We start from the raw sequence: 12450 nt of genomic DNA, 5'->3' as shown, positions 1-12450 counted from the left end.
TTCAAGGAGTGACCCAGACCATGCGGCAATACAACGCCTCGAAGCGAATCCTCGTCACCGGCGGCGCCGGTTTCCTCGGCAGCCACCTATGCGACCGCCTGCTCGAGCAGGGGCACGATGTGCTGTGCGTGGACAACTTCTTCACCGGCACCAAGCGCAATGTCGAGCACCTGCACGGCCACCCGCGCTTCGAGCTGATGCGCCACGACGTGACCTTCCCGCTCTATGTGGAGGTCGACGAGATCTTCAACCTCGCCTGCCCCGCCTCGCCGGTGCACTACCAGCACGATCCGGTGCAGACCACCAAAACCAGCGTGCACGGCGCGATCAACATGCTGGGGCTGGCCAAGCGCGTGCGCGCCAAGATCCTGCAGGCCTCCACCAGCGAGGTCTACGGCGATCCGGAGATCCACCCGCAGGTCGAGCAGTACTGGGGCCGCGTGAATCCGATCGGCATCCGAAGCTGCTACGACGAAGGCAAGCGCTGCGCCGAGACGCTGTTCTTCGACTACCACCGCCAGCACAAGCTGCGCATCAAGGTGGTGCGCATCTTCAACACCTACGGGCCGCGCATGCACATGAACGACGGCCGCGTGGTGTCCAACTTCATCGTCCAGGCGCTCAGGGGCCAGGACATCACCATCTACGGCGACGGCCAGCAAACGCGCAGCTTCTGCTACGTGGACGACCTGGTCGAGGCCATGCTGCGCATGATGGCCACCGGTGACGAAGTGCCCGGGCCGATCAACATCGGCAACCCCGGGGAGTTCTCGATGCTGGACCTGGCCAACAAGGTCATCGAGCTGACCGGCTCGAAAAGCAAGCTCGTGCGCATGCCCCTGCCGGCCGACGACCCCAAGCAGCGCCGTCCCGACATCACGGTGGCACAGAAGGAACTGGGCGGCTGGGCGCCGCGCACGCAGCTCGACGAAGGGCTGAAGAAGACCATTGCATACTTCGACAAACTCCTGTCGGAACCCCGCGCGAACTGAATTCATGAACATCACCATCATCGGCACCGGCTACGTCGGGCTTGTCACCGGCACCTGCCTCGCGGACCTGGGCAACCATGTCTTCTGCCTCGACGTGGACGCACGCAAGGTCGACATCCTCAACCAAGGCGGCATCCCCATCTACGAGCCGGGGCTGGACGATCTCGTGGCCTCGAACGTCGAGGCCGGGCGGCTCGGTTTCTCCACCGACATCGAAGCCTCGGTGGCGCACGGCGACATCCAGTTCATCGCCGTGGGCACGCCGCCCGACGAGGACGGCAGCGCCGACATGCAGTACGTGCTGGCCGCAGCGCGCAACATCGGCCGCTACATGAACAGCTTCAAGGTCGTGGTGGACAAGTCCACCGTGCCGGTGGGCACGGCCGACCGCGTCAAGGCCGTGATCCAGGAAGAGCTGGACAAGCGCGGGCGCGCCGACCTGCGCTTCTCGGTGGTGAGCAATCCCGAGTTCCTCAAGGAAGGCGCCGCCGTGGAGGACTTCATGCGGCCCGACCGCATCGTGATCGGCTGCGCCGACGACGAGGACGGGCGCGAGGCGCTGGCGCAGATGCGCAAGCTCTATGCGCCCTTCAACCGCAACCATGAGCGCACGCGCGTGATGGACGTGCGTTCGGCCGAGTTCACCAAGTACGCGGCCAACGCGATGCTGGCCACGCGCATCAGCTTCATGAACGAGCTGGCGAACCTGGCCGACCGCGTGGGCGCGGACATCGAGGCGGTGCGCCAGGGCATCGGCTCGGACCCGCGCATCGGCTACAGCTTCCTGTATGCGGGCACGGGCTATGGCGGCAGCTGCTTTCCGAAGGACATCAAGGCGCTCAACCGCATCGCGCAGGACTACGGCCAGACGCTGCGCGTGCTCGAATCGGTCGAGGCAGTGAACAACGACCAGAAGCACGCGCTGACGAACAAGGTGCTGGCCCACTTCGGCAACGACCTCAAGGGGCGCACCTTTGCGCTCTGGGGGCTGGCCTTCAAGCCCAACACGGACGACATGCGCGAGGCACCCAGCCGCGTGGTGATCGATGCGCTGCTGCGTGCCGGCGCACGCGTGGTGGCGCACGACCCGATCGCGGTGGAGGAAACGCGCCGCGTGCTGGCGCTGGATTTCGCGGATGCGCCCGAGCTGCTCGAGCAGATCAGCTATTGCGCGCCCAAGGACCCGATGAGCGCCCTCACCGACGCGGACGCGCTGATCATCGTCACCGAATGGAAGGCCTACCGCAGCCCGAACCTGACGAAGCTCAAGGCGATGATGAAGTCGCCGGTGATCTTCGACGGGCGCAACCTCTACGAGCCCGCCGCGATGCGCGCAGCAGGCATCGTCTATCAGGGGATCGGGCGCAACAGCCGCTGATGAACACCGTCCGCCTCGTCCTTTCGTCGCTCGCGCTGGCGACCGCCCTGGCCTCGCACGCCCAGACGGCGCCGGCCGATGCGGCCCAGCAGGCCACGCCAGCCTACGTCGCGGCCAAGACCAGGTGGCAGAAGGAACTGAGCGCCTTCGACGCGGCCGACAGGGAACGGCTGCCATCTCCCGGCGGCGTCTTGTTCGTCGGCAGCTCCACGATCCGGATGTGGCCCCACATCGCGCAGGACTTTCCGCAGCAGCCGGTGGTCATCAACCGCGGCTTCGGCGGCTCGACGATGGAAGACGCCAGTCTTTTCGCGCAGGACCTCGTGGTGCGCTACAAGCCCCGGCTCGTGCTGGTGTATGCGGGCGACAACGACCTCGCCGAGAACCGCACGCCGATGCAGGTGCTCGAGAGCTTCGCGCGTTTCGCCAACACCGTGCGGGGCGAGTTGCCGGACACACGCATCGCCTACATCTCGATCAAGCCCAGCCCCTCGCGCGTGAAGCTGATGGCGCAGATGCGCGAGACCAACGACGCGATCGCGGCCTACCTGCGCCGCATGCCCAACACCGAATTCATCGACGTCTACACGCCGATGCTGGGCGCCGACGGCCGCCCGCGCCCCGAACTGTTCCGCGCGGACCAGCTCCACATGACCGACGAGGGCTACCGCCTCTGGCAATCGGTGATCGCGTCGCACCTCGCAGAGCCGGGGACGCGCGTGGATGCCTCAGTCGCGCAGGGGCTGCGCTAGCGGCGCAGGCGGTTTCTTCTTGCGCTCGTCCAGCCACTGGCTGACGCGCGCGACCGCATAGAGCCCCGAGAACACGACCGCGAGCAGCAAGGCATCGCCCCACCAGGGCCGCGCGGTCTGACTGTCCCCGTAGATCGCAAGGACCAGCAGCACCGCGACGAGGTGCGCGCAGAACACCGGCAGCGAGGCGCACCCCATCGCTTCGAGCCAATGCAGGCGCGGAATGCGCCGCATGAACGCCGGCCCCCACTGGGTCGCGACGATGCCGAGCACCACGAGATTGACGATGCGCAGCGGCCCGAGCTGCCATTTGTCGAAGAGGAGGTTCCGCTCGACGTCGCCGCCGAAGGGCGCCTGCCCGTGAATTCCGAAGTGCCGCCAGTGGAAGCCGTAGAGCGCCAGGGCCGTCGCGATCGCCAGCACCCAGGGCGGAAAGCGGAAGGGCCGCGCATCGGGCGAGTTCCGGCTCGCCCCCATCCACAGGCCCGCGAACCACAGGAACTGCCAGGCAAAGGCGTTGAAGGCGCCCATCTCATGGAACGGCACGTCGAGCCCGGTGAAGCGCACCACCAGCCCGTACAGCCATTCGCTCAGGCCCAGCTGCGCCAATCCCCAAAGCGCTGCGCTCGCGACCATCACGCCGGTCCAGCCGTGCCGCAGCGCAAAGGCGAGAACCCAGGGGCTGAGCAGCATGAAGAAGATGTACATCGGCAGGATGTCGAGCAGCGCCGGCTCATAGATCAAGAGCAGCGAATAGAGAAAGCCCTCGCGCGGATTGGCGAGGTAGAACGACAGCAGGTTCTTCACCGCCGGCTGGTCGATGCGCTGGCCCACGGCCGAGATGATCGTGAAGAGAAACAGCAGCGTCGCGGCCTGGCTCAGGTAGACCTTGAGCGCGCGCCGCCAGAAGGCGCGCCGCATCGAATCCACGCCCTGGTTGTAGCTGACCCGGCTGTAGACGAGCCCCGACACGAACGCCGACAGCAGCACGAAGCCCTCCGCCGCCGACACGAAGCCGAAGGGCTGCCCGAGGGGGTCGGTGAGGCGTGTCGGCAGATGCGTCAGGGTCATCAGCAGGAGCATCAGCCCGCGCAGCGCATCGATTTCCCAGTAGCGTTTCATCGTCGGCATGCCGGCCGCGGGGGCCGCATGGTCAGGTCCTTGCCCGCGGCTAGGCCAGCGCGCGGATCGCGGCGATCACGGTGGCGCTGTAGTTGCTCCATGTGTAGCTGGCGGCGTGCCGGATCGCCTGCTCCTTCATCGCCATGAGCGCCTGCCGGTTCTGGTTGAACCAGGCGAGCTTCTCGGCGATCTGCTCGGGCGAGCGGATCGGAACCAGGAACCCGGTCCGGCCTTCGATCACCAGGTCCTCGCCGCCGGTATTCGGCGTGATGACCAGCGGCAGACCCTGGCTCATCGCCTCCTGCATCACGAGCGCACGGCCCTCGTACAGCGACGGCAGGCAGAACACATCGCAACTGTTCATGAGCTTGAGCACCTCGGCATGCGGGCGGCCCGGTTCGTAGGTGAAGCCCGCGTACTGCCGCCGATAGAAGTCGAGCGATTCGAGTGGCCCGCCCATCACCACCAGCTCGATGTTCTCGCCGCCCAGCAGGTGCATCGCCCGCAGCAGATCGGCCAGCCCCTTGCGCTGCCCCATCGAGCCCGCGAAGAGCACCCGCAGTGGACGCGACGGGTCTTCCGCCGTGCGCGACCAGGTGCCCGACGCGCTCGGCGAGCCGAAGGGCGACAGCACTCGGGCCTTGCCCGACGCCCATTCCGGAAGCGAATCGGCGACGAACTTGCTCGGCACGACGACCAGGTCGGCGAGCTCGAGTTCGTGCACCTTGCGCTCCAGCTTGGCGTCGGTGTCGCCCATGCCGCCGCCGAGTGCGCCGACCCATTCGGGAAGGCGCTGCGTTTCTTCTTCCATCAGGCGGCGCCCTACCTCCCAGTAGGAAATCGGCAGGTCGTAGACGCAGCGCATGCCCAGCGACTTCGCCTGCCTGAACGTGTCGAGCGCGGAATCCTCGTAGCTGTAGACCGCCTTCACGTCGTGCTCGCGATGGACGGCCGGAAGCGCCCGGGCCACGAAGCGATCGAAGTCCTGCAGCACGCCGTCGATCGATGCGAAGCCTTCTTCGTGACGCACCCAGTGATCCCAGCCGAACCGGAAGCAGATCATGCGGGCGAATTCGCGCCAGGGATGCTGCAGGACCTTCTGGGGGGGAACATCGAAGCGACGTCGGAGCAGGTCCTTGCCAAGCTTCTGCGGCACCAGCTTGAGCAGGGGACTGTCGTCCCGCGCAGCGAAGGTGGTGGCGAAACGCGCCAGCATGTCCTCCCGCTGCAGACCATCGAGCATGGCACGAACGTTCTGGTTGCCGGCGGGGTGGCTGAACAGCAGTTTCATATCGATCGATCATAGTGGAGGCACCTCGCGTGCCAGAGGCAGGCCACAGCCATGCGCTACCCTTCCAGTCGAAGGAGAAGCCCCGTTGAACACGAGAAAGACATCGCGCTGTTTCGTCGCCCTCGCGCTGGCCCTGGGCGCTCTGTGCGCCCACGCCCTGCAGATCGCCAACCTCACGCCGCAGGGCGAGGTCGCCCGCATCCGGCAGGTCGTCGCCCGCTTCGACCAGGCCGCCGTGAACTTCGGTGATCCACGCGCACCGGCGCCGCTCACCGTGAGCTGCACCGATGCACAGGCCGGCAAGGGCACCGGACGCTGGACCGGCGAGAAGCAGTGGGTCTTCGACTTCGAGAGCGACCTGCCGCCCGGCGTGCGCTGCACCGTCACGCGCGTGGCCGGCTTCAAGTCGCCGAGCGGCTCGGAGCTGACCGGGCCGGAGCGCTACCAGTTCAACAGCGGCGGGCCGTTCATCCGCAACTGGCAGCCGAGCTACGGAAAGATCGACGAGCAGCAGCTCTTCATGCTCGAACTCAATGGCACCGCCACGCCGCAAAGCCTGCAGGACAACGTCTGGTGCGCTGCCGACGGCATCGGCGAGCGCATTCCCGTCAAGCTCGTCGACGGCGAGCAGCGCAACGCATTGCTCAAAGCCCTGGGCCGCGACCGCGATGCAGCGAAGGAGCCGGGCCGGTTCATCACGCTGCAATGCAACCGCACCCTGCCGCCGGGCGGCCGCGTGCAGGTCGTCTATGGCAAGGGCGTCGCAACACCGTCGGGCGTGGCCAACAACGTCGAGCGACGCCTAGCCTTCGAGGTGCGCGAGCCTTTCGGCGTCTCCTTCACCTGCGAGCGCGAGAACGCGCAGTCGGCCTGCCTGCCGCTGCGGCCGATGGAGCTGCGCTTCAACGCCTCGGTCTCCCGCCAATTGGCCGGACAGATCACGCTCAAGGGCGCAGTCAAGGAGCTCAAGCCGAAGTTCGAGGACGGCACGGCAAATGCCGACGCGCTCGTCGATGGCGTGCGCTTCGCCCCGCCCTTCCCCGAACAGACGCAATTCACCATCGAGCTGCCAGCGAAGTTCGAGGATTCATCGGGCCGCGCACTGGCCTCGCCAGGCACCTTTCCGATGAAGGTCGCGACCGGTGCGATGCCGCCGCTCGCCAAGTTCGCGGCCTCGCCATTCGGCGTGATCGAGCGGCTCGCGGAGCCCGGCGGCGTGGCCTTGATGCCGGTGACGGTGCGCCGCGTCGAACCCGCGCTGCAGGTGCAGGCGCTGACGCCGGGCAAGGTGAGCGATCTCAATCCTCGCAGCGACGACGAGATCATTGCGTGGTTCCGCAAGGTGCGCCGCTACGACAACAATTACACGGTGTCCCGCAAATCGGCCGCGCGCGACGTGAAGGGCCCCTTGCCGAAGGTGATCGACAAGGACGAACGCGACAACGTGCAGACCCGCATGCTGTCGCTGCTCGGCGGCCAGGGCGGCGTGCGCACGCTGGATATGCCCAAGAGCGAAGGCGGCGATCCGCGGCCGTTCGAGGTGATCGGCATCCCGCTCACGCCGGGCTTCCACGTGCTCGAGATCGCATCGCAGAAGCTCGGCGATGCGCTGCTCGACGAGCGCTACGGCGGCGGGCGCACGATGTACGTGCGCACCACCGCACTGGCGACCAATCTCGCGGTGCACTTCAAGCTGGGACGCGAAAACTCGCTGGCCTGGGTCACGACGCTCGACAAGGGCAAGGTGGTGCCCAACGCCAGCGTGCGCGTGTCCGGCTGCGACGGCAAGGAGATCGCGGCCGGCACGACCGATGCGGACGGCATCGCGCGCTTCGCCAGCCTGCCGGTGAATCCGCCGAGCTGCGCCAGCGACGAGGAATACAGCGCCGACGCCTACTTCGTCAGCGCGCGCGCGAGGGATGCCGACGGTGTCGAGGACCTCGCCTTCACCTGGACCGACTGGCAGCGCGGCATCGAGCCCTGGCGCTTCAACGTGCCCACGAGCCAGGAGGCCCAGCCCGGCCGCGTGGCCCACACGATCTTCGACCGCACGCTGCTGCGCGCCGGCGAAACGGTGTCGATGAAGCACCTGATCCGCACCCTGACCCGCAGCGGCTTCGGCTTGCCCACGAGCCAGCCGGACACGCTGGTCGTCACGCACATCGGCAGCGGCCAGCAGTTCACGCAGCCGCTCAAGTGGCGCAAGACCGCGACCGGCGGGCAAAGCGGCGAGAACACCTTCGAGATTCCGCCCGCCGCCAAGCTTGGGCTCTACGAAGTCGAGCTGCGCAGCGGTTCGGGTGATTCGCAACGCAGCTACAGCACCGGCCAGTTCCGCGTCGAGGAATTCCGCCTGCCGGTGTTCGAGGGCCGCATCGCGCCAAGCGACAAGAACCCGCTGGTCGCCGCGGCGGCGGTGCCGGTCGATGTCCAGGTCAACTACGTGTCAGGCGGTGGCGCGGGCAATCTGCCGGTGCGCGTGTCGGCGATGGTGCGCGGCAAGTCGCTGTCGTTCCCGGATTTCGAAGCCTTCAGCTTCTCGCCGCCCCGCAAGGAGGGCGCGGCGACGAGCAATGCCGAAGAAGCGGAATCTGCGGCCGACGACGCACGCGTGGTCGCCGACAAGCTGCCGCTCACGCTCGACCGCAACGGCGCGGGCAAGGTGACGATCGACAAGATCCCGCCCGCGCGGTTCACGCCGCGCGAACTGCTGCTCGAAGCGAGCTACGCCGATCCGAACGGCGAGATCCAGACGCTGCGCAGCACGCACACGCTCTGGGCCGCCGGCGTGATCGCGGGCATCAAGACCGAAGGCTGGGTCTCGACCGGCCAGAAGCTGCGCTTCCAGGCCGTGGCGCTCGATCTCGCAGGCAAGCCGCGCGAAGGTGCGACGCTCAATGTGCGCGCCATCGCCCGCATCACCACCACCAGCCGCAAGCGCATGGTGGGCGGCTTCTACACCTACGACAACAAGACCGAGACGAAGGAGATCGGCACCGTCTGCAGCGGCAAGAGCGACGTGCGCGGGCTTCTGCTGTGCGAGGCGGAGCTGAAGGAGCCCGGGGAGATCGAGCTCATCGCGATCGCCAGCGACAAGGAAGGCCGCGAGAGCCGCGCGTCCAGCACGGTCTACGTCACGCGCCAGGGCGAGCTCTGGTTCGGCGGCCAGGACCACGACCGCATCGACGTGCTGCCCGAGAAGAAGAGCTACCAGCCCGGCGAAGTCGCGAAGTTCCAGGTGCGCAGCCCCTTCCGCTTCGCGACCGCGCTGGTGTCGGTCGAGCGCGAGGGCCTGATCGAAACGCACGTCGTGAAGCTCAACGGGCAGGACCCGACGGTGAGCCTGCAGATCAAGCCCGAGTGGGGACCGAACGTCTACGTCAGCGTGCTCGCGCTGCGCGGCCGGCTGCGCGAGGTGCCGTGGTACAGCTTCTTCACCTGGGGCTTTCGCGCGCCGCGCGAATGGTGGACCGCCTTCTGGTACGAGGGCAAGGAATACGTCGCGCCCACCGCGCTGGTCGATCTGAGCAAGCCCGCGTTCAGGCTCGGGCTCGCGGAGATCCGCGTCGGCACGCAGGCGCACCGGATCGACGTGAAGGTCGCGAGCGACAAGCCCAGCTACCCGGTGCGCGGCAAGGCGCAGATCACCATCACCGGCAAGCTGCCCGACGGCAAGCCCGCCGCCGGCGCCGAGGTGGCACTGGCTGCGGTCGATCAGGCGCTGCTGGAGCTGATGCCGAACGACAGCTGGAACCTGCTCGAAGCCATGCTGCAGCGGCGAAGCTGGGGCGTGAGCACATCGACCGCGCAGATGGAGATCGTCGGCCGCCGGCATTACGGCCGCAAGGCGGTGCCGGCCGGGGGAGGCGGCGGCAAGAGCCCGACGCGCGAACTGCTCGACACCCTGCTGATGTGGAACCCGAAGATCGTGCTCGACGGCAACGGGCAGGCCACGGTGACGGTGCCGCTCAACGACGCGCTCACCACCTTCAGGATCGTCGCCGTCGCCGATTCGGGCGTGGGCCTGTTCGGCACCGGCCAGACCTCGATCCAGGCGACGCAGGACCTGCAGATCATCAGCGGCCTGCCGCCGCTGGTGCGCGAGGACGACCAGTTCCGCGCCCAGATCACGCTGCGCAACACCACGCAGAAGGACATGAAGGTCGAAGCCACGCCGCGCGCCACGCTGCTCGCGCTCGCGCCGCAGACGGTCGACATCCCGGCCGGCGAAGCGCGCGAGATCGCGTGGATGGTGACCGCGCCGGCGCAGCTCGCGCAGTTGCGCTCCGAGGCGATCCTCTGGGAGATCGAGGCCCGCGACACGGTCGGCGGCGCGCGCGATGCCCTCAAGGTGCGCCAGCGCATCGTGCCCGCGGTGCCGCTCACGGTGCAGCAGGCCACGCTGGCGCAGATCGACGGGCCCTTCACCCTCGACGTCGCGGCGCCCGCGGACGCGCTGCCCGGCCGCGGCGGGGTGCGCCTTTCGCTGCAGCCAAAGCTGGCCGAAGGGCTGGGCGGCGTGCGCGACTGGTTCGCGGCCTATCCGTACAGCTGCCTGGAGCAGAAGACCAGCAAGTCCATCGGCCTGCGCGACGGCAAGGCATGGCAGACGGTGGTCGCGCAGTTGCCGAGCTATCTCGACGGCGACGGCCTCGCGAACTACTTCCCGCCCCGCGACGGCGAGGCCAACCGGGGAAGCGACATCCTGACCGCCTATCTGCTCGCCGCGGCGAACGAGGCCGCGGCGCTCGATCCGGCCTTCGCGCTGCCCGACGCGGCGCGCGCACCGATGGAGCAAGGACTGATCGCCTTCGTCGAAGGGCGCATCCAGCGCGACTTCTGGAGCCCGCGCAAGGACCTCGACGTGCGCAAGCTCGCGGCGCTCGAGGCGCTGTCGCGCTACGGCCGCGCGCAGGGCCGCATGACCGGCAGCATCACCATCGCGCCCAACCAGTGGCCGACCAGCGCGGTGATCGACTGGATCAACATCCTCCAGCGCGTGCAGGACGTGCCGCAGCGCCAGCAGCGCCAGGGCGAGGCGATGAACATCCTCAAGGCGCGCCTGAGTTACCAGGGCACGCGCGTCGCTTTCAGCACCGAGCAGGACGACCACTGGTGGTGGCTGATGGCCAACGGCGACGTCAACACCGCGCGCCTGCTGCTCACGGTGATGGACGATCCGGCGTGGAAGGACGACCTTCCCAAGCTCGCCAACGGCTTCATCGGCCGCCAGCAGAAAGGCGCATGGCTCACCACCACCGCGAACCTCTGGGGCGGCCTCGCGCTAGAGAAGTTCTCGAAGCAGTTCGAGAGCACGCCGGTCACCGGTATCACCGCCGCGAGCCTTGGCGGCGCGAAGGCGCAGGTGGACTGGAGCAAGGTCGAGCGCGTGAAGACCACCGACGCGAGCGGCGCTCCGAACCAGACGACCGCCTTCGGCGCACCGGCCTCGCCGGGCAACCTGCGCAACAACAGCATGTTCATCCCGTGGCCGGCCATGCCGGCCGCGCGCGACACGCTGGTGCTGACGCAGACCGGCAGCGGCAAGCCGTGGCTCACCCTGCAGTCCGTGGCGGCAGTGCCGCTCAAGGCCCCCTTCGCGGCGGGCTACTCGATCAAGCGAACGATCACGCCGGTCGAACAGGCCGTGCCGGGCGTCTACACCCGCGGCGACGTGCTGCGCGTGAGCCTCGAAGTGGATGCGAGCGCCGACATGACCTGGGTCGCGATCACCGACCCGGTCCCGGCCGGCGCGACCATCCTCGGCACCGGGCTCGGGCGCGATTCGCAGATCGCCACTCAGGGCGAGAAGCGCGCCGGCGGCGGCTGGCTAACTTTCGAGGAGCGCAGCTTCGAGGCCTTCCGCAGCTACTACGGCTACCTGCCCAAGGGGCTCACGCGCGTGGAATACACGGTGCGCCTGAACAACGTGGGCGAATTCGCAATGCCGCCGAGCCGGGTCGAGGCGCTGTATGCGCCGGAGATGTTCGGCGAAGCGCCCAATCCGCGGATCAAGGTGGAGGCGCCGAAGTAGCACGTCGATTGCCGGTGGTTCCACTGGCGGCGACTCCACGGCATGATGGAACGCAGCACCGTCCCATGAAGGCCATCGCCCATGTGCAGAAGCATCAAGACCCTGTTCAACTTCGAACCCCCCGCGACCGAAGAGGAGGTGCGCGCCGCGGCGCTGCAGTTCGTACGCAAGCTCAGCGGGTTCAACCATCCATCGAAGGCCAATGAGGCGGCCTTCGATCGCGCGATCGAAGACGTCGCCGCCGTCGCACGCACGCTCATCGGATCGCTGGTGACGACCGCCGAGCCGCGCGACCGCGAGGTCGAAGCCGCGAAGGCCCGCGAACGCACCGCCATCCGCTTCGGCCACAGCCACTGAGCCTCGTCCATCGCTGCGAAGGAGTTCCATGTCCATGCCGACCGTCGAACAGATCCAGCAGATCCTCGATCCGATCTTTCCGGGTCTGATGGGGGTGCGCCTCGTCACGCTGGAGCCGGAGCGGGTCGTGGCGAACCTCCTGGTCCGCCCCGACCTCTGCACGGCCGGCGGCATCATGCACGGCGGCGCGTACATGGCCTTTGCCGACACGCTGGGGGCCGTGGGCACCATCGTCAATCTGCCCAAGGGCAAGCGCACCACCACCACCGACTCGAGCACCAAGTTCATCGGCGGCGCGAAGGCGGGCACCACGGTGGTCGGCGAATCGGTCGCGCTGCATCGCGGGCGCACCACGATGGTGTGGCAGACCACCATCAAGTCCGAGGAAGGCAAGCTCTGCGCGGTGGTGACGCAGACGCAACTCGTGCTGGAGGGCTGACATGGAACTCACCCCCAGCCTCGCCCACGTCGTGTGGCTCGGACACCCCCTCTCCGGGGGCAACCCCGGCGGCCCGGCAAAGCCA

Annotated in this window: 8 protein-coding genes; 6 read left to right on the top strand and 2 right to left on the bottom strand. The window is 67.9% G+C overall.

The window, feature by feature from the left end:
- Positions 1–20: 20 nt before the first annotated feature.
- From WKW77_RS29940 to WKW77_RS29930, 3 genes are read left to right on the top strand one after another with little or no spacing between them, the layout of a single operon-like run.
- Positions 21–992 carry a UDP-glucuronic acid decarboxylase family protein gene (locus WKW77_RS29940; protein ID WP_340360609.1) on the top strand — a complete coding sequence of 324 codons (972 nt, stop codon included), beginning with the start codon at positions 21–23 and terminating at the stop codon, positions 990–992.
- Positions 993–996: 4 nt separating this feature from the next.
- The gene (locus WKW77_RS29935; protein ID WP_340360533.1) at positions 997–2370 is read left to right on the top strand and encodes a UDP-glucose dehydrogenase family protein; all 1374 of its coding nucleotides are present in this window, start codon (positions 997–999) and stop codon (positions 2368–2370) included.
- Entirely contained in the window at positions 2370–3122 is a 753-nt protein-coding gene (locus tag WKW77_RS29930; RefSeq protein ID WP_340360532.1) for an SGNH/GDSL hydrolase family protein, read from the top strand. Before WKW77_RS29935 ends, WKW77_RS29930 begins: the two co-directional genes overlap by 1 nt.
- On the opposite strand, the gene opgC is transcribed toward WKW77_RS29930, so the two are convergent.
- Positions 3099–4244, bottom strand: coding sequence for an OpgC domain-containing protein (gene opgC / locus WKW77_RS29925; protein WP_340360531.1), 1146 nt, complete (start codon positions 4242–4244; stop codon positions 3099–3101). The two genes, WKW77_RS29930 and opgC, sit on opposite strands and share 24 nt — an antisense overlap.
- 49 nt (positions 4245–4293) lie before the next feature.
- Positions 4294–5535, bottom strand: coding sequence for a glycosyltransferase family 4 protein (locus tag WKW77_RS29920; protein WP_340360530.1), 1242 nt, complete (start codon positions 5533–5535; stop codon positions 4294–4296).
- An 85-nt stretch (positions 5536–5620) separates the two neighbouring features.
- Between WKW77_RS29920 and WKW77_RS29915 the strand changes: the two genes are divergently transcribed.
- From WKW77_RS29915 to WKW77_RS29905, 3 genes are all read left to right on the top strand, one after another.
- Positions 5621–11569: an alpha-2-macroglobulin family protein gene (locus WKW77_RS29915; RefSeq protein WP_340360529.1), complete on the top strand. Its 5949-nt coding sequence runs from the start codon at positions 5621–5623 to the stop codon at positions 11567–11569.
- Between the two features lie 81 nt (positions 11570–11650).
- Entirely contained in the window at positions 11651–11926 is a 276-nt protein-coding gene (locus tag WKW77_RS29910) for a DUF2277 domain-containing protein (protein ID WP_340360528.1), read from the top strand.
- 28 nt (positions 11927–11954) lie between these two features.
- Positions 11955–12365 carry a PaaI family thioesterase gene (locus WKW77_RS29905; protein WP_340360527.1) on the top strand — a complete coding sequence of 137 codons (411 nt, stop codon included), beginning with the start codon at positions 11955–11957 and terminating at the stop codon, positions 12363–12365.
- The last annotated feature ends 85 nt before the right edge of the window (positions 12366–12450 follow it).

Source organism: Variovorax ureilyticus (assembly GCF_037889935.1).
Taxonomy (GTDB): Bacteria; Pseudomonadota; Gammaproteobacteria; order Burkholderiales; family Burkholderiaceae_C; genus Variovorax; species Variovorax ureilyticus.
The sequence above is the reverse complement of the archived record's forward strand: the minus strand, read 5'-3'. Positions and strand labels throughout refer to the sequence as shown.